Below are 17,227 nucleotides of genomic sequence, written 5' to 3'. Positions count from 1 at the left end.
CCGCGTGCGAAACTCTCGGACCGGAAAGCAACTGTGGTCACGAACGTCGTCCCGTTTTCGCGTCTCGCCGAAGGCGAGACAGTCAACGGGTCGAGCAAGAAGCGGCGATATCGTACTGATTCAATAGGCTTGAGGGCGTAGTAGGGCTGTAGCGTACAATGGCAGGGAAACGGCGGTTCACTCCTCGTCGGGATCTGCGCTCGTGGTTGCCGGAACGTCCTGAACGATCTCGTCGGCGAAGCTGCGCCCCTTGGCGAGGCGTCGCCCCAGGGTTTCAACGAAACCCTCGAAGCGTTCGCGGCCCTTTGCCTGAGCTGCGGCCTGGGCGGTATCGGGAAGCGGCGGCACGGCGGTCAGCCAGAAGCGCACAAAAAGAGCCAATGTTTCGTTGCTGATCATGATGTGGCGCTCAAGCCGGTCGATCTGGCGGGTCATGCGATCGAGCCGTCTCGCCAGCGCCGCCTCCAGGCGGTCGGCGCCGTCTGGTGATAAGTGGGATGACAATGCGGCTTGCACCACGTCGCCCTGGGCGACCCGCCGGCGCCGGGCATAGTCAGCCAAATCCCGGCTCAGCTCAGCGGGAATGCGAAAGGTCTGTTTGATCCTGGGAGGCGGCTTCACAACACGATCCCATCATCAGGATCGAGTGCGGCCTGGCGCGCCATGCCACGCATTCGCGCCTGCAGCGTCTGAGCGCGAAGGGCGTCGTCGTCAGGCTCGTCGTCCAGCGCGTCGAACTCGCGCACGGGCAGCGGTGTCTCCGGCGCTATTGCCTCATGCGCGGGAATTCCCGGCTCCCGCCGGATTCCGGCATTGGCAGAATCGTCGGCGTCGCCATCGATGGCATCATCCCCTGAAGTCCTTGCCGCTGTCGGCGCAAATGGCAGCGGCGCCAGCGCGCTCCAATCATCGCTCTGCGCGCCAACCTCCTCGCGCTGGGTCGGTTCGGTGGGAGGAGGCAGTAGTCGCGCCTTGAGTTGGCGGTCCTCATAATAGCGCGCCTTCGTCGCCCGGACCGGGAAGAGTCCTGAAACGAGCACGATCGCGTCGCTTGGCGGGAGCTGCATGATTTCGCCCGGGGTGAGCAGCGGCCGCGCTGTTTCCTGACGCGAAACCATCAAATGGCCGAGCCAGGGCGACAGACGATGGCCGGCATAGTTGCGGGCATCGCGGATCTCGGTCGCGGTTCCCAAGGCATCGCTTACACGTTTGGCGGTGCGCTCGTCGTTGGTCGCGAAACTCACTCTCACATGGCAGTTGTCGAGGATCGCATTGTTCGGCCCGTAAGCCTTTTCGATCTGGTTGAGACTTTGAGCGATAAGGAAGCTGCGGATGCCGTAGCCAGCCATGAAGGCAAGCGCCGACTCGAAAAAGTCCAGGCGACCGAGCGCGGGGAACTCGTCGAGCATCAACAGCAGGCGGTGGCGCCGTCCCTTGGCGGCAAGGTCCTCGGTCAGGCGTCGCCCGACCTGATTGAGGATCAGCCGGATCAGGGGCTTGGTGCGCGAGATGTCGGATGGCGGGACAATCAGATAGAGCGTGACCGGGTCTCGCCGATCAACAAGATCAGAAATCCGCCAATCGCATCGGCGCGTCACGCGCGCGACGACAGGGTCGCGGTAGAGGCCGAGGAACGACATCGCGGTCGACAGCACGCCCGATCGCTCGTTTTCGCTTTTGTTCAACAGTTCGCGCGCGGCCGACGCAACGACGGGATGAACGCCGTCATCGCCGAGATGCGGCGTCGTCATCATGGCGCGCAGCGTCGTATCGATGGGACGCCTGGGATCCGAAAGGAAGTTGGCAACGCCCGCCAACGTCTTGTCGGCTTCGGCATAGAGGACGTGCAGGATCGCGCCGACGAGCAGGGCGTGACTGGTTTTTTCCCAGTGATTGCGTTTCTCGAGTGCGCCCTCGGGATCAACCAGAATATCGGCGATGTTCTGCACGTCGCGCACTTCGGAGGGGCCGCGCCGGACTTCGAGCAGAGGGTTATACGCATCCGAGCTGATATCGGTGGGGTCGAAGCGCAGGACGTGGCTGAACCGGTTGCGCCACCCCGCCGTCAGTCCGAAATTTTCGCCCTTGATGTCGTGAACAATACACGCACCCGGCCAGGTAAGCAGGGTCGGTATGACGAGGCCAACCCCCTTACCGGACCGCGTCGGCGCAAAACACAGCACATGCTCGGGACCATCATGGCGCAGATACCGCTGGTGAAAGCGACCGAGAATGACGCCATCGTCGCCAAGCAATTTGGCGGTTCGTAATTCGCCAGGCGTCGCCCAGCGCGCCGACCCGTAGGTCGTGACATTCTTCGCCTCACGGGCACGCCTTACAGACATGCCGACCGCGACCGCGATCGACGCAAATCCGCCTGCGGAGGCGATGACAGCGCCTTGATAAAAGATCTTGGGGGCGTAGGCGTCGAAAAAATACCACCACCAGAAAAACGCGGGCGGCGCGTAGATCGGATGCCCCATAAGGACAAACCATGGTCGTCCCAGTTCGGGCTGGTAACCCAACTGCCATGCGGTCCATTGCGTGGCCCCCCAGACCGAGGCCAGCACAATGAGGGCGACAATCAGAACCTGGCCCCAGAGGATTTTGGTCGCGGACATAAGGAAACTCCCGCAGCGCAGGCGCTGACGGTGGGGTGAGCGTCTGGCGTTGCAAGGGCATTGTCAGTCGCGTCGTAGGATCGGCTAGGCTGTCGTGCAGAACGGCGGGGTCAGCCGATGCCGAGCCCTCGCTTGCGACCCATCGACCAATCGACGCCCCCGCCAGGAAGCATCACGCCTGTGACTTGGCGGCCGAGATGCTGATCGAGGGCAGGCTTCCAGGGCACGAGCTCAAAGCCCAGGCCGTTGTCGATCATGGCGAAGCGGCCTGAGGCGAGGTTGACGCGCTGGCGGTAGAGGCCGGCGACATGATTGCCCGGCTCCGAGGGCCGATAGGGAAGGCCGGTCTCGCTTGCCAGATGACCTGAGGCATTGGCCAGCTCGCTTTGTCTCAGCGTATCAATCAGGTCGCGTGCGAAGACCGCGCCTTGGAGGCGTCGATTGGCCAGACCCACTGTGGCGAGTGTGTCTGTGCGCTGATCGAGCGCCTCGCGAACTTCGGCGCCGAACCCTGTGCTGGCGACTGGCGGCGGATCTCGGCCGACGAGATGACGATCGAGCCAGGTCGCACCGGTGGCGGACACCTGTTCGGCCAGATCGTAATCCGATCGCACCGAGAGGGTGAGACGCTGCTGATTGTCCGCGCCGGTGAAGGGACGCACCTCCACGATTGCACCGATCTTGGCATCGCCTGTGGCTTCGATGCTCGGTAGCCGGACATGATGGGTTCGGCCATCGATCCCATCGATGACGACATAGCCGGTTCCTGCCAGTTCATCCTGGAGGCCGCGATCAACGAGGCGGCCGAGGACGTTCGGCGAGCCCTCGCCGTGAATTGCGAAGTCGGCGACGCCGCGCGATTGACCTTGCCGATTGAGCGCCCGATGCATCGTTTTGATGATGTCTCCGCGTTCGCCTAACGCCCGCAGAGTCGTCTCGGCGTCGGGTGCGATGGTCCATTGCGCGGGGCCAATCTGATCGGTGATGCCGAGGCGCTGCAGATGCTGGGCACGGCCGACCAATAGATCGTGCAGGTCTTTGTCGCCGTGAGCGTGCCCACCAGGACGGAGATCGATGACGCCGCCGGTGTCGTCCGCATAGTCGCGCAAGGTTCGATCCAGGCGGGTCCACCGCTCCGCACTGACCTCACGCCGCAGGGTCACGCTGACCTCTTGGTCGCTTCGCGGCCCAAGCTCCAGTGACACGAGCCGCTCAGCCTGACCCCGCAGACCGCGACTGATATAGTCCCGGCTGATAACGAGGTCGGCGCCATCCTGATCACGCCCACGGACCAAGAGATGGACATGAGGGTTGTCGGTGTTGTGATGTGTGACCGCGACCCAATCGAGCCTGGTTGCCAGATCTGCTTCGGCCTGCACCATGAGGTCGCGCGTGAATTCTCGGAGGTCGCTCATCTGCGCCGCGTCCTCGGGTGAGACGATGAACCGAAAATGGTGGCGATCCTCTTCGCACCGCTCGGCAAAGGCTCGGCCATCAGCATGGTCGCTTGCGCGATCGAACAGTTGACCGGGACGACCGTCGCGGTCCGTCCCGTCGCGTTGAAGGTAGGTCAGGTGAGTGGAAAGCGGGGCGGCGCGAAAGTGACTGCCACGGTGACGTGCGACGCGCGTCTTGATCAGCACCCGGCGTGAGGGACTGCGTAGCGCCGCTCGCGCGGTCGCAGCGCGGCCACGGCCGAACGAAGATTGCCGGACGCTGACGCTGGAAAACCGTCGTCCGCCATGTCCGGCCCGGCTGGCCGCTCGCATGACTTTGGCGACGAAGCTTTTGGCTTTGCCCCCAGGTGTTCCACCGTCACGGCTTCGACCGGGCCGGATATGCAGGTCGTCGTCACCCCGCTTCATCGGCTCATGTCCTGCGGCAAGCGCTTGCTGGCGTCTAAGCAAATGAAATGAAATCGAAAAATCCGAGAATGTCTGGCAGGGTATCGGCGGGTGCCATACAAAAATATCCAAAAATACCAACCGCATAGACCCAAGCCGCAGGCAGGGCTTTTATCTTGCCCTCTGCTCTGTTTCCGACAGTTCCTACGCCGACCAACTTGCCCGTCACCGCCGACAATACGCCATTGCCGCCGATGGCCGCCCAGCACACGATTTCGCAGGCGTTGCCTCATTGCGCGTCCCGGGCTTCGTTCCGCGCAACGAAAAGGGGGCTTTCCGCCGGGAGGAGCGACCGACGGGAAGATGCCGGCGATGACGAAGTCTGTGCTGCCCGGGTGGCGACAGATGGATCGTCGCGAGACACCGGCGGTGCATCGGAGGTGGCCGAGGGTAGCATTTGATCACGCCCCACGCGCGTTGGATTGGCGGCGAGAATTTCCAGAATTCGATTTGCGTCGTTGGGCGTCGATCCCGCGATCGAAACACCATTAGCGCGCACGAATAATGGGGCCTCGAAGGGGGAAGGTGTGCGCCTGGCAGCAGGTTCGCTGGCGCTATCGACGGCGGCGAATCCGAGCGCCGGGGCCAGCCTCGACAGATAATTGACGGTCTCGTTAGGTAGGGGACGGCTTCCGTTGAGGTGACTTTCCCAGCGCCCTGGCCCAGCATTATAGGCCGCCAAAAAGCCGGGCGCTCCGTAGCGATCGTACATCTGGCGCAGATATGCCGTGCCCGCGAGAATGTTGTCGCGGACGTCGAAAGGGTCCGCGCCAATCCCGAGTTGCCGGCGCAAATCGGCGTAGGTCGCGGGCATGACTTGCATCAGCCCCATCGCGCCAGCGCGCGATACGGCGCGGCGATCGCCATTGCTTTCCACGCGCATGACGGCGCGGATCCAAGCTTCGGGAATGCCGAACCGCCGGGACGCTTCGTCGATGGCCGTCGCGATCGGGTCGCCCGCAGTCTGTGCTGCCACCGGCGCTTGGGAGGGCGTTGCGTTAGCGCCGACTGTTACGCTCAGGAGAACCGCGAGCGTTGTCAAACTAAGTCGGCTGGCGCGTGGGAATGTCATGATTGCCGATCCTCCGCGGTCCAGAGCGGTCGAGCGACTCCGACGATGGCACTGGCAGGAAGTGGCCCGAAGTACCGACCGTCCAGCGATCCGGTGCTGTCAGGATTGAGCAGAAAAACCTGATCGGCGGCGAGTGTTTGGCAGCCATGCCAGACGGGCAGCGGGCGACCCCGCCGATCCCGCCTTAGGGCCTCACCCATCATGACGCCGTCGACGGTGATGGTGCGATCACGCCGGCAGACGCGTTGCCCTGGAAGGGCCGCGACATGCTTGAGAAGCGGCACCCCTTCAGGCAGATAGCCGCCCTCCGACAGAAATCGCGCGAGTGGTCCTGGCGGATGGACAACGGCGATATCCATGCGCTCGGGTGAGCGGCGCGGATCAACCGCATACAGGCCGATCGGCACGCTTGCGCTCGCATTCCAGATCACGCGCGGGAGCGGGTGGATGACGGTGGTTAGGGCAAGAATGCCGATCGCCGCCGTCGCTGCGGCGAGAGGTTTCCATGTTAATTTCATCGGTTCAGACTCCGCCGTGAAAGCCAGGCCGCGTGCCGTCGAACAGTGTAGGGACGCGGCTCCTCGGCAGCGGCAAGGCGGTTGTGGATGTGTCGCCAGTGGTCCGGACAGGCGTCGGCGGGCTGCACGCCAAGCGCCTCGACCTGATCAATCAGTTGCAGGACGCGCTCGACTTTGGCCCAACCGTTTGCGCGCAGCAGAACCTCACCCCCTGGCGCGACGCCGGGGATGGTCGTGTAGGCTTCGTTCGCATGGCAGGCGCGCAGAATATCGATGCGGGAGACGAGGGTTCCGTGGTCCCCGGCGGCCCACCGGATGAAGGCAAACACGCTGTCGGGCCTGAACCAAAAGGCCCGACGCCGACGATCGAGAATCTCTTCGTCCGCGACATGGCCGAAGCGGATCCAGCGTTCGATCTTGCCCTCAAGATGGAGCAGTTCAACGCGTGTTCTGAGGACGGTATCGGTCATCCGGGCGAACTTTCGTCGTCCGGAAATTCGCGATCGAGCAGCGCGCGCAACATATCGGCGACGGTTTGGCCGTTCCGAAAGGCGATAATCTTGAGTCGGCCGCGCATCGCCGGCGTCACGTCGATGGTGAGGCGCGCCGTATAGCTGTCACGCAGCCCGGATGACGGTCGATCAGGCGCGCGCACCCAGGCGTCTGGGTCGCTGGGACGACGGACGAAGGCCGGTTTGCGAGGATCGGTCATTGCGCCAATCCATCGAGTTCATCGGCCAGCGCCTCGATGTCGCGTGTCGCCATTTGTCCGGTGTCGCTCTCCGACGCGAGGCGGCCGGTGCGTGCCGCGTCGGCGAATGCGACCCGCTGGCCGACACGGCTCGCGAGCATCGGCGGATCCTGGTCAGCCAGTGCCTCTGCGGTTTCGCGGGCAATGACGGTGCGCGCCGCGCAGCGATTGAGGAGCATCCGGGCGCGCAGTTCCGGTCGGAAGATACGGGCTTCGTCGAGCAGCCTGAGCATCTCGCTGGAAGCCCAGCCATCGAATGGCGAAGGCTGAGCCGGAATGAGCACCAGATCGGCTGCGAGGAGTGCGGAACGCGCGATGCCGGCGACTCGCGGTGGGCCATCAATGATCAGATGGTCGGTGTCGCGGGCAAGGTCGGGAAGCTCCTTGTGGAGTGTTTCGCGTGCAAGCCCGAGGACGCCGAAAAGTCGTGGCAGACCCTCGCGCAGCCGCTGATCTGCCCAGTCGAGCGCCGACGCTTGCGGGTCCGCATCGACGACCAGAACACGCCGGCCGCGGGTGCTCCAGGCGCCCGCCAGATGCAAGGCGAGCGTCGTCTTTCCAACGCCGCCCTTCTGGTTGAGGAAGGCGACGATCATCGCCCGCTCCGATCCGCGCGCTGCAGGCCGCGCGGAGCCGCCAACTGCGTTAGAAAGAATCCGAAGGATTCTAGGTTAGAGATGTTAAGGGCGGAGTATCGCGTTGAAATCGCAATAAATATCGGCGATTCCGGTCCTCGATAGCACGAGGCGACGGTCCCCGATGGCACGATAGCGCCGGTCCTTGATAGCACGACGCAATTCACAGCTTATCCCCAGCGAAAGCGCCGCGCAGCCGGCGCGGGATCGCAAAATCAAGCGGGTCGGTGGTGGGGACGAAGACCAGGCGATCAAAGCCATAGGGACGTTCAAGCGTCAGCTTGTAACCCGGCAGGGGCTGGCGGCGGACGATGTCGCGCAGGTCATAAGCGAAGTGCTTGAGCGGGCTCAGCGAGCCGGATTTTGCGTGCAGATGGGTGAGGTCGAAACTCCAGCCACCTGGCTGGCGCCCGCCATGCTTGCGGACGATCCGATAGAGCCAGCGCTCCAGCCCGCCGGTCAGATCGAAATAGGCGCGGTCGATCGTCAGGATCAGAGCATCGTCGAGGACGGCCGAGTAGAACCAGTCGGGCAGGATAAGTTCGACCCCGTAGGGGCGGCCTTTGCTGTCGGACGTTTCCTTCCACTCGTTGATCCAGGAGAAGCGGTGCCGACGCCGTTCACTGGGCTGGCGGATGGTTGTGGCGACGGTCGTTGCCTGAAGACGGTCGAGACCGGCCTTCAGGCGATCATAGTCTCGCGCTGACGTGCCACGGCCTACGAAGGTCAAGATCTCATAGGGCGTCGCCGCAACCAGCCTCGATGTCCGAAAGCCGTGGTCGCGCGCTTCGACCAACTGACTGGCTGCCCAGATCAGTACATCGGCGTCCCAGATCGTCGCCATACCATGCTCGGGCACGGCCTCGACGCGGATAGCGACGGAGCCTGCCTGAAAGTCGATCGGCTTTAGCCGCTTGGATTTCGCCAGGCTGAAGAATGGGTAGGCCATCAAGTCCTGGGCATCACGCGGTGCCAGATCGCCAGGGATGGCGCGGAAAAGCTCAAGCTGGTCGCGCTCGGGCGTCGGGTGGCGACGCCCCGGCTGGGCGCTCGGTCGCGCGCTCATCGACGGCGCTCGAAGGATGTTTCTTCCGTGTGCCGTTTGGCGGGAAGGACGACGGTTCCGGTCTCGTCTGTCGTGGAAGACTTCGCGCCGCGATCAACCCAGATCTGGAGGTCCTCGACGCGATAGACCACGCGGCCGCCGATCTTGGAGTATCGCGGGCCAGTTCCGTAGGTCCGGTGCTTTTCGAGCGTGCGGCCTGAAAGGCCGAGGAAGCGCGCGGCCTCGGGTGTACGAAGGCAGCGGGGTGGTAATGTCGCGGTCGCGGGTGAGGACATGATCGAACCTCCGAAAGCTTGCGGCGGCTCTGGCGAGCTGCCGACGGTCGAAGGCGAATGTGGCGAAGTAGGAAAAGGCCGAGGCGGGTCGCAAACGACGCCCCTGTTTCCGACCCGTCAGCCGGACATTTTCGCGGCCCAGCCGGGCGCCGTGTCAGGATTTCAGGAGCTTGCGGTATCCGCCGGCTATGAGGGCCAGGCCGTCCCGGATCAGGCGGGCGGTTCGGCTGCGCAGATGATGGTCGTCGAATGCGACGCCCTCTGGCACCTGTTCCGGGCCAAATATGGTCTCTGCGATGTCACGACGTGTGGCCCCGGCATGGCGGGCGTCAACGGCGCGCAGGCTCATCGCCAGACGTTCTCGGCGTGACGCTGGGATCTCGCGTGCATAGGGAAGGCTCTGTTGGCCCGTCAGCGCACGCCATAGGCGAGCCATCGCCTCGATCCGCGTTGGGATGTTGGCATCGAGCGGAACGATCGCCATCAGCGGCGCGTCAAGCGGCAGGCCGGGCGCGAGCTTTGCCGTGCCCGAGGCCTTGGAGGCACCGATCTTTGCGTAAGCGCCATCATCGCTGGCAATATCGTGGCGCAGCGGGAGCTGCCCAGCCGTCACGTCGCCTAGCCCGGTAGTATCGGCGACGAGCTGGATCAGGCGGGGATCATAATTGGCAAGCCAATAGACTTCGGTCTCTGCCGCCGCCCGGCGAGGATCCACCGCGAAATCGCAGGCCCCAGCGCTGCGCCATCAGGTCAGCGGCATCTGCCGAGGAGCGCATCACCGACGCATAGGCCCTTTGATACGCTGGATTGCGGCGCAGAAATTCCCAGGCCAGATCGGCTGCCGGAAGCTCCTTCGCCCGAAGATAAGGCCCAGAATCTCGCCAGTTACGCTTACTCGACATCGCGAACTCCTTCCACAGGACGCGCCACGGTTGCGCGCCGCTATAGGATTCGGGATGGCATTCTTGAGGTTGAACCCCGGTGAGCTAGGCATGGTGTTCGTGAAAACCGATCACGCCAAAATGGATATTCTATTGCGTGATGGCGGGCAGCACGGACGTCAGGCTTTGGGCCAAACAAGCGATTGATACCCCCGCGCGCTGATCCACCGCGCCCGTGCCAAGTGGCTGTCGTAGGTGGCACGCGCCCGCTCAAGGTCGGCGTTCGGATCGACGCCAAAGATGATTTCCACCGCCTCGCGCCAATCAGCCCCCTCGTCGGCGGCATCAATCAGACGCAAATAGGTGTGCATCTGGTCACGATCATAGGCGGTGAGATCGGGACCGTCTGGGGCGAGATCTGAAATCGGCGAGTTGGCCATCACGGGCGAGCGCGGCTGAGAGGGGGCTGAATCACGAGGTTAATGAAACCGCCAAGCGTTGCCGCACAAGCAGTTTTTTGCACTACGGCACTGCTGGAAAAGGGACGCGGTGGCACGCTCACAGCCTTCAAGCCAATGGTCTGTAGAGAATACTCCGTGGTGAAATACTCTACAAGCCAGTGCTGTCTCGTTCATGGAGATACGAGAGGTACTCGCGCTTAACCTGCGAAATTACCGGCAGGCTCAAGAGCTTTCGCAGGAAGAGCTCGCGCACCGTGCCGAGATCGACCGGACGTATATCAGTTCATTGGAACGGTGTGTTTATGCCGCCAGCATCGATGTGCTGGATCGGTTGGCGCACGTTTTAGGTGTCGAAGCGGCCGATCTGTTGCGTCGGCCCGACCCCGGAGCGGAACCGGCGCCAGCTTCTGAGACCTAAGCCAGGACCGGTAAGAATACGCGTCGGGGCGAGTCCCCGCCCGGGCTGGCTCGGGCGGGGTGAGAGGCTCAGTCGCCGTTGCGCTTGGCGGCGCGCGACCAGATCAGGCTGAAGGTGTCGCCCTCTTCGTCGTCGAAGAGATTGGCGTAGATCGGAGCGGTGAAGCTGGGATCATCGAGCTTGAGGCCCAGATATTCGCGGCCCTCGTTCGAGGTCTTGCTCCAGGCGGCGCCGATCTCGGCACGGCCGACGTAAACCCGATGGCTCGGCGCGTTGTCGCCGCTGCGGTTCGCCTCGGGGACGATGCGGACGCCCTTGGCCTGGACGCTGAGCGTTACGATCTCGCCGCTGAACTCGTTGCCGCTCTTCTTGAAGGTGCCGATGGTCGCCATGTTAAGTCTCCTTGGATGCTATTTCGAGCACCGCGCCCATCGCGGCCTCGATGGTGATCAAGGGGCCGGAGGTGATCGACGCCGCACCCTTCAGGGCCGCAGCGCAGCGGAGGATGTCGGTCGGGAGACTTTCTTGTCCCGCGAGGAGGCCCGCCGGGCCGGGGAAGAAAGTCGGACGACAGGCGTTGCGGCTGAGGCGATCGAGGCGAAGCCGGCCTTCGGCCAGATCAGTCCATCAAGAGACCGCTTGGGTGTGTGCATTGATAGCCGATCCAACCCGAGACCTGGCGAATGTCCTTGGCTCCAAGCAAGGCAAAAACGCAGACGGCGCATTGTCGGATAGTCCAGCGTACAAAACGGCGCGCACGGCCCGATTGTCGGGATGGCAGTAAAGAAGTGAAATGCTCATGGGGATCGTCGATCTTCGCCGAGTCGCCGTGGGATGCTCCCTGAACGAAAGCGGCAATGGGCAGGCTCGTTTAACCGGCAACCGCGCTTAATCGCCAATCTCTGACCAGAAGGGGGCCATACTCTCCAGCCCCGTCGCGCCCGGTGCGTGATGGTGATGACCTGAGCTGCTGCACCTGCTCGGGTCGGTCCGGGCGGGGAATCATTCTGGCGAGATGTTATTGCCCTGATAGACGCGCGTCTGAAGGGGTGGCTCGAAAGCCTGCCCCTCGGGGCAAAGCAAGCCGAGCCAGGGCAGTGAGGCTGATCGCTCCAGCGCCGAAAAGGGCAAAGGCTTGGCGCCATCCCTCAGCCGGGATCGCCAGCGCGGCGAGCCCGTGCGTGGCATGATAGCCCGCAATCGCGGCGGGGATCGCGAAGAGACCTGCGACTGCGACGCGGACCAACGTAGACGGGACGAGCGTAAAGACCATTTGGCCTGCGGTAAGCGTGGCGATGCCAGCTAGAAGACCGAGAAAAATAGCGCCGTTTGGACCGGCACCGGTATCGGTCGTCGCGAGCCCCACGGACACAGCGGCGAACAGCGGAAGAGCGAAAACGGCGAGGTTGAACAGCAACCAACACATCGCACTCAGTACGATGATCAGCATGATGATGCCCAGAATGATCATGGCGGTGTACTCCGTTGCAAACAGGAACGGTCGCGCCTCCACCACCACCACGGCGCAGCGTCGAGTATAGCCCAAAAGTCGGCTGGGCGGGAGCGCGTTTTTGCGCTTCCGCCCAACTGGTGTGGCTCACGACCAGGGGTCATATTCATGAACGACGCTGTCAGGGTCGCCGTCAAACTCGGCCGAGGGCATGACGCCGAACTCGGATCCTGCCTTGAAAAGGGTGACGCAGACCATGAGGGTCTTTGCGAGGTTCCAGGCGCTACGTTGGGCGAGAGAAAGCGACATCGTTCCGGCTCCTGTCTGGAGGCGGGGACCATCCCCGCTCGACAGGCGCCCGAAGTGTCCGGGACATGGCCGCGGTCACCGCGCCAGGCGTTAGCCCAGCGGCCGCAAGCTCCGCTTAGCGGACCCTTTACGGGTTGACCGTGGAAGGCCGGGCCCGGACCAAGGAAAGCGGCTATGAGAGCGGGGTGGGCAACGACGGGAGAGGGAAGAATGTCAGACGAAGTTCTTCTCTCCGAAGCAAAGCAGCGCTTCCTCGACGCTCAGCAAGACGTCGAAACCCTCCGACAAAAGATCGCGGTGGCTCAGTGCCCACTACAGATCGGGGACACGGTTATGATCGTTGATGGCGGCAAGACCTATGAGGGTGTGGTCGAGCATGTCGGTCATGCCATGTCTGCTGCAGAGCTACTTGGTCCGGTGGTGGGCGCCCCGACCCTTTGGGCGGCGAGCGGCCACCGCGTGAACAAGACAACGGGCCAGATCGGGAAGTGGTCATTTGCGATTGTCAGCGACAGCGCCGAATTTCTCGACGGCAAATGGGTGATTGCCGAACGCAGTATCGAGGCCTTTCTCGGTCTGGCGCCCCACAACGGGCGCTAGCGTTGGCTGGTCGGCGGCGCTCACGCACCGCCGCCTTTCCGGAAATCGAACAGCGGGATGCCGAGTTTGCGAGCTTTGTCCGCAAGATTGTCGGAAATGCCCGATCCTGGGAACACGACGACCCCGATCGGCAGGATGTCGAGGAGTTGGTCATTGCGCTTGAAGGGCGCGGCTTTGGCGTGGCGGGTCCAGTCTGGTTTGAAAGCGACCTGTGCAACGTTGCGATTGTCGGCCCAGCAGGCCGCGATGCGCTCCGCCCCCTTGGGAGACCCGCCGTGCAACAGCACCATGTCTGGGTGTTTGGCGCGGACCCGATCAAGTGCTGCCCAGACCGCCTGATGATCGTTGAAGTCGGAGCCACCCGTAAAGGCGACCTTGGCGCCGGCGGGGAGCATCACCTTGTTCTCGGCGCGCTTGCGGGCGGCAATGAAGTCGCGGCTGTCGATCATTGCCGAGGTCAGCGCCTTGCGATTGACCATCGAGCCTGAGCGCGGGCGCCAGGTTGACCGGAGGTGGGTCTCGAACTGGTCGGCTGCCTGATCACGCATAAATTCAAAGGCGTTGCGGCGTTCAATGAGCGTCATGCCTTCGGCGATCTTACGCTCCAGCTCGACGGATTTGACCTCCGAGCCGTCCTGCTCGCGCTGTCCGCGCTTTTGGGCTTGCTCGTTATCGTCGAGTTCGCGTTCGATCCGTTCGGCGGCGCGGTGGAAGAGGTTCACGGTCGACCACAGCAGGTCGTCGAGGTCGGGTTCAAGACGTGTGTCTTGGAATGTGGAAGCCAGTGCGTCGAAGATGTCGGCGATCGCGCCACGGACGTGGCGTTCTTCGGGCAACGGCCTGGGATCGGGTTCATCCTCGAAGGGCCTGTGTCCAAAGAGTTGCAGCTCATCGAGGAGGCTGGAGGTGGGGGATTGCTCGTGCAGCGGTTCGAAATCGGAATCGGTGCTCATGGTGTCCTGCCTGTCCGTTTGCCGGCCGCGCCCATCGCGGCCTTCGCAGGCGACGAAGAGCGGGGGCAGAGCGGGCCTGCACCGCCGGTCCGAAGGACCGAGCGGCCGCAGCGCAGCGTAGGACGGCGAAGGCGGGCTATTTTGGCTCGCGATGCAAAGGTCCGCAGGACCGGCGGAAAATAGCCCGCCGCAGCCGTTGCCGACCCGAACCGGCTCCGGTCCGATCGCTCTCTCAGAAGGCCGTGGGCGCCGCGCCTCAAGGACAAGGCCAGACCGAGCGTTCCTCCCGCTTTACGGACAACAAGCGTCTTCCTGCCGATCACCATCGATCAAGGAAATCGGACAATATCGTCGGGCAGGAGCTGATCGCGGAGCTCGCGCGTGACCGCATCGCGTCCAAGCCGCTGCAGATCTTCGTTGAAGTCGCCGAGGTTGGGTTTCAGTGGAATGACTTGGATCCCCAGGGCGATCGCGCGTTCGGCCAGCGTTTCCTGCGCCCGATCACCGGCCGGATCGGCATCGTGAGCGATATAGAGCCGACGGAGCGTGGGGGGCAGGATCAACGCCGCGAGGTGGTTGGCCGACAGGGCGGCGGCCATCGGTAGGGTAGGCAGGATCTGACGAACCGAAAGCATTGTTTCGATGCCCTCACCGGCAACGAGCACATCCACAGCATGACCGAACCGCACTGCATTGCCCAAGAGCTGCCCCATGGCCCGTCTGGGGGTGGAGATGTCGGCCTTGTGCGAGCCTGAAGGATCGAGCCAGGTCCGATGGGCTCCGGTGATCGTGCCGTCGAGATCGGTGACCGCTGCAATAATGGCTGGCCAGGCGTCGCGCAGGCGATCACGCGGGTCTTCGTCATCACCGCGATACCAGCAGCGAGGATGAAAGCGCAGGGGGTCGCCATGCCGCACATCCGTAATGCCGCGTCGGCGCAAATACGATTGTGCGACTGTGCCCGTGATCGGCTTCGACATCGCAAATAGGCGACGCGCCGCTTCGGGCGACCCTGTTGGCACCGGCGCGGCCGGTCGCCTGTCGGCATGAGACTCGGTTCGTGGCAGGCTGAGGAACAGGCGAGCCTCGTCCAAGGTGTCGCGCAGGCTTTGCAGATTTCGGCAGGCGGCGATCAGGTCGAGCAAATCGCCATGATCGCCCGTCGCGGCGTCGGTCCATTTGCCGGTCGCGCCGCTGCCGGTTTCGACGCCGCGCAGCCGGACATAGAGACTGCGGCCTGGGTTGTTGTTGATGTCGCCGACAAGCCAGTATCGGCCTTCGCGGCGTCCATTGGACAAATAGTGTCGGCATACCGCCTCGGCGTTACGCGCGAGACGGTCGGCCAGCTCAGCAGCAGGGCCGTGCATTGCCGGTCTCCGGTCACGCTGCGGCATGGCGGGTTGCCGCCCGAGGGGCGATCCGTTCGATAGGGTGCCGACTGAGCAAACCCGCTGTAATCGAAGGACCGTTGCTGCCCGTCGGGATAAACAGGCGCAGCTTCCAGGCGATGATTTCGGAGGTTAAGCCGATGGCTTTCAGCCGCGCGACCATCGCGCTGGTGAAACCCACCAATTCGATCCGTTGAACGCCCATGACGAGCGAACGCCGCAGGGACATCGCATCGGTAAGGTGAAGTGTATCCCCCTTGGTCAGCACGGCGGCAAACGCATCACCTGCAGCCATGCTTACGGGCGCTTCTCCGAAGGCCTGAGCCACCCATGCTGCCGCGACTTGCCGGCCGATCACGCGCTCGCCATCGTCAGTCTGAAGCCGGTAAACCCGACATCCTTCTCCGGGAAGGCGTCGCCAGATGGGCAACAGCAGCCCGGTGACGATGTGCGAGGTGACTTCGGTAAAGGCCGGCAATTCGGCGATTTCCGCACTCCACGCGTGGGCAAAGCGCTCCGCGTCGACCTCTTCCCAGGCCGATTCCTCAAGAGCGCTTTGCGCCATCGCCATGCGCTCGACTGGGCGGAGCAGCCGGACGCGGCGCTCCACCTCGCCGTCATCGAGCGTCAGACTGGGGGCCGGAATTTGTACCGCTGCCCGCTTCGAACGGCGATTGATCAATAAGCGGCAGTCGCGGTCGGCACCGCGCTCAACCGCTTCGGCAAGTGAAATCGGCCGGGTCGGGTTTCGCTCGACGACCGTAAAGACCTGGGTCTCGGCGCCCGTCGCAGGGTGGGCATAGAGCGTGCGGCGCTCGGTGACGCGTAGCGAGTGCGCCGTGATGGTCTCTACGCCGCGATCATAGACGCCGGCGGCGACCGCGCCTTCGATCTTGGCGCGAAGCAGACCTTCGAATACGTCAAAGATCGTGCCTTGCAGGTCGATGGTCAGCGCCAGCATCCGGTTGAGGAATTGCGTGATTGGCGGCAGTTCCTCGCGCAGGGTGCCGTCGCGATCGGTCAGTTTGAGGGCCGTGGCGTCCTCGAACCGTTGCAGCGTACAGCCCGGCACCTTGCCGAGCAGGAGCAGTGTGTAGAGCTGGCGCAGTGCCGCTTTGGCATAGGCGCTTTCGAGGTTGTCTTCGGCACGGAAGAGACCCTGTCCGCCGGTCTGCCGCTGTCCTTTGGTAATCGCGCCCAACGTGTCGAGCCGCCGCGCAATGGTCGATAGAAACCGCTTTTCTGCTTTCACGTCGGTCGAGATCGGCCTGAAGATGGGCGGCTGAACCTGGTGGGTGCGATTGGTGCGCCCGAGCCCCTGGATGGCCGTGTCCGCCTTCCAGCCTGCCTCGAGCAAATAGTGAATGCGCAGCCGCCTGTTCCTGGCGCCAAGGTCGGCATGATAGCTCCGGCCCGTGCCACCTGCGTCGGAGAACACGAGGACGCGCTTGTCATCGTCCTGAAAAGCAGCGGTCTCCGCCAGGTTGGCGCTGCCCGCGCGATTTTCCACACACAGACGCCGTTCGCCGTCCGCGCCGATGCGGGCGACGACGCGGCGGGACCGTCCGGTGACTTCGGCGACCTGCTCGGTGCCGAACCGCTGGACGATCTGATCGAGGGCGCCTTGCACCGGGGCCAGTGCGCCGAGATGCTCGATGAGACGATCGCGGCGTTCGAGCGCATCGCGGCATTGCACGGGCTGGCCATCCCGCATCACCGGCCGCGAGCACAGGTTACCCTCGCCATCGGTATAGGGTTCGAAGAGCTGGGTTGGGAACGAGTGCGCCAGATAGTCCAGGACATATTCTTTGCAGTCGAGATTTATGTCGAGCGGTTCGCGTGCAGGCGCAGATTTGCGAGATGAGGACATCGATTCTACTCCAGATAATTAAGGTGACCCCAGACCCAACAAGCTGGAGGATCTA

General features: G+C 63.5%; 21 protein-coding genes. 2 read left to right on the top strand and 19 right to left on the bottom strand.

All coding sequences use genetic code 11. The features are described from left to right. Positions 1 to 177: 177 nt before the first annotated feature. From BFL28_RS14685 to BFL28_RS14635, 13 genes are all read right to left on the bottom strand, one after another. Positions 178 to 621 (bottom strand): CopG family transcriptional regulator, encoded by a 444-nt coding sequence (locus tag BFL28_RS14685; RefSeq protein ID WP_069321291.1) that lies wholly within the window; start codon positions 619 to 621, stop codon positions 178 to 180. Next, entirely contained in the window at positions 618 to 2,621 is a 2,004-nt protein-coding gene (locus BFL28_RS14680) for a conjugal transfer protein TraG (protein WP_069321290.1), read from the bottom strand. Before BFL28_RS14680 ends, BFL28_RS14685 begins: the two co-directional genes overlap by 4 nt. Before the next feature lie 110 nt (positions 2,622 to 2,731). After that, a complete protein-coding gene (locus BFL28_RS14675; RefSeq protein WP_069321289.1) occupies positions 2,732 to 4,486 on the bottom strand; it encodes a relaxase/mobilization nuclease domain-containing protein in 1,755 nt (584 codons plus the stop codon). Positions 4,487 to 4,754: 268 nt separating this feature from the next. After that, a complete protein-coding gene (locus BFL28_RS14670) occupies positions 4,755 to 5,597 on the bottom strand; it encodes a lytic transglycosylase domain-containing protein (RefSeq protein WP_079247183.1) in 843 nt (280 codons plus the stop codon). After that, on the bottom strand, positions 5,594 to 6,115 hold the full coding sequence (locus BFL28_RS14665; protein ID WP_069321287.1) for a S26 family signal peptidase: 522 nt from the start codon (positions 6,113 to 6,115) through the stop codon (positions 5,594 to 5,596). The genes BFL28_RS14670 and BFL28_RS14665 overlap by 4 nt, the downstream gene beginning before the upstream one ends. Beyond that, complete coding sequence (locus BFL28_RS14660; protein WP_069321286.1) at positions 6,112 to 6,585, bottom strand: DUF2840 domain-containing protein; 474 nt, start codon at positions 6,583 to 6,585, stop codon at positions 6,112 to 6,114. Before BFL28_RS14660 ends, BFL28_RS14665 begins: the two co-directional genes overlap by 4 nt. Beyond that, the gene (locus BFL28_RS14655; protein ID WP_042441024.1) at positions 6,582 to 6,827 is read right to left on the bottom strand and encodes a hypothetical protein; all 246 of its coding nucleotides are present in this window, start codon (positions 6,825 to 6,827) and stop codon (positions 6,582 to 6,584) included. Before BFL28_RS14655 ends, BFL28_RS14660 begins: the two co-directional genes overlap by 4 nt. Further along, a complete protein-coding gene (gene parA / locus BFL28_RS14650) occupies positions 6,824 to 7,462 on the bottom strand; it encodes a ParA family partition ATPase (RefSeq protein WP_069321285.1) in 639 nt (212 codons plus the stop codon). The genes BFL28_RS14655 and parA overlap by 4 nt, the downstream gene beginning before the upstream one ends. Positions 7,463 to 7,664: 202 nt before the next feature. Further along, a complete protein-coding gene (locus tag BFL28_RS14645; RefSeq protein ID WP_069321284.1) occupies positions 7,665 to 8,567 on the bottom strand; it encodes a replication initiator protein A in 903 nt (300 codons plus the stop codon). After that, positions 8,564 to 8,842: a helix-turn-helix transcriptional regulator gene (locus tag BFL28_RS20275; protein ID WP_079247182.1), complete on the bottom strand. Its 279-nt coding sequence runs from the start codon at positions 8,840 to 8,842 to the stop codon at positions 8,564 to 8,566. Before BFL28_RS20275 ends, BFL28_RS14645 begins: the two co-directional genes overlap by 4 nt. A 154-nt stretch (positions 8,843 to 8,996) precedes the next feature. Then, positions 8,997 to 9,557 (bottom strand): DUF2285 domain-containing protein, encoded by a 561-nt coding sequence (locus BFL28_RS14640; protein ID WP_079247181.1) that lies wholly within the window; start codon positions 9,555 to 9,557, stop codon positions 8,997 to 8,999. Further along, positions 9,502 to 9,744: a transcriptional regulator domain-containing protein gene (locus BFL28_RS21880; RefSeq protein ID WP_420911768.1), complete on the bottom strand. Its 243-nt coding sequence runs from the start codon at positions 9,742 to 9,744 to the stop codon at positions 9,502 to 9,504. Before BFL28_RS21880 ends, BFL28_RS14640 begins: the two co-directional genes overlap by 56 nt. 158 nt (positions 9,745 to 9,902) lie before the next feature. Next, a complete protein-coding gene (locus BFL28_RS14635; protein ID WP_069321283.1) occupies positions 9,903 to 10,163 on the bottom strand; it encodes a DNA -binding domain-containing protein in 261 nt (86 codons plus the stop codon). A gap of 193 nt (positions 10,164 to 10,356) precedes the next feature. Here BFL28_RS14635 and BFL28_RS14630 point away from each other — a divergent pair, with 193 nt between their 5' ends. Then, on the top strand, positions 10,357 to 10,602 hold the full coding sequence (locus tag BFL28_RS14630) for a helix-turn-helix domain-containing protein (RefSeq protein ID WP_069321282.1): 246 nt from the start codon (positions 10,357 to 10,359) through the stop codon (positions 10,600 to 10,602). A 68-nt stretch (positions 10,603 to 10,670) separates the two neighbouring features. On the opposite strand, the gene BFL28_RS14625 is transcribed toward BFL28_RS14630, so the two are convergent. The 3 genes from BFL28_RS14625 to BFL28_RS21180 all read right to left on the bottom strand — a co-directional run bounded on the left by BFL28_RS14625 (position 10,671) and on the right by BFL28_RS21180 (position 12,361). Next, positions 10,671 to 10,994: a DUF736 domain-containing protein gene (locus BFL28_RS14625; RefSeq protein ID WP_069321281.1), complete on the bottom strand. Its 324-nt coding sequence runs from the start codon at positions 10,992 to 10,994 to the stop codon at positions 10,671 to 10,673. 626 nt (positions 10,995 to 11,620) lie between these two features. Beyond that, positions 11,621 to 12,073: a hypothetical protein gene (locus tag BFL28_RS14620; RefSeq protein ID WP_206599124.1), complete on the bottom strand. Its 453-nt coding sequence runs from the start codon at positions 12,071 to 12,073 to the stop codon at positions 11,621 to 11,623. 126 nt (positions 12,074 to 12,199) lie between these two features. Beyond that, a complete protein-coding gene (locus BFL28_RS21180) occupies positions 12,200 to 12,361 on the bottom strand; it encodes a hypothetical protein (protein WP_173655763.1) in 162 nt (53 codons plus the stop codon). Between the two features lie 210 nt (positions 12,362 to 12,571). Between BFL28_RS21180 and BFL28_RS14615 the strand changes: the two genes are divergently transcribed. Beyond that, complete coding sequence (locus tag BFL28_RS14615) at positions 12,572 to 12,961, top strand: hypothetical protein (protein ID WP_069321279.1); 390 nt, start codon at positions 12,572 to 12,574, stop codon at positions 12,959 to 12,961. A gap of 20 nt (positions 12,962 to 12,981) precedes the next feature. Here the strand turns inward: BFL28_RS14615 and BFL28_RS14610 are convergent, their stop codons facing one another. From BFL28_RS14610 to BFL28_RS14600, 3 genes are all read right to left on the bottom strand, one after another. Beyond that, positions 12,982 to 13,914 carry a DUF2493 domain-containing protein gene (locus BFL28_RS14610; protein ID WP_069321278.1) on the bottom strand — a complete coding sequence of 311 codons (933 nt, stop codon included), beginning with the start codon at positions 13,912 to 13,914 and terminating at the stop codon, positions 12,982 to 12,984. Between the two features lie 329 nt (positions 13,915 to 14,243). Continuing rightward, positions 14,244 to 15,059 carry a DUF7146 domain-containing protein gene (locus BFL28_RS14605; RefSeq protein ID WP_479630670.1) on the bottom strand — a complete coding sequence of 272 codons (816 nt, stop codon included), beginning with the start codon at positions 15,057 to 15,059 and terminating at the stop codon, positions 14,244 to 14,246. A gap of 235 nt (positions 15,060 to 15,294) precedes the next feature. After that, positions 15,295 to 17,016: a strawberry notch C-terminal domain-containing protein gene (locus BFL28_RS14600; RefSeq protein WP_479630671.1), complete on the bottom strand. Its 1,722-nt coding sequence runs from the start codon at positions 17,014 to 17,016 to the stop codon at positions 15,295 to 15,297. Between the last annotated feature and the right edge of the window lie 211 nt (positions 17,017 to 17,227).

The sequence above is a fragment of the Sphingomonas turrisvirgatae genome (assembly GCF_001721295.1).
In the GTDB taxonomy this organism is placed as follows: domain Bacteria; phylum Pseudomonadota; class Alphaproteobacteria; order Sphingomonadales; family Sphingomonadaceae; genus Sphingomonas; species Sphingomonas turrisvirgatae.
The sequence above is the reverse complement of the archived record's forward strand: the minus strand, read 5'-3'. Positions and strand labels throughout refer to the sequence as shown.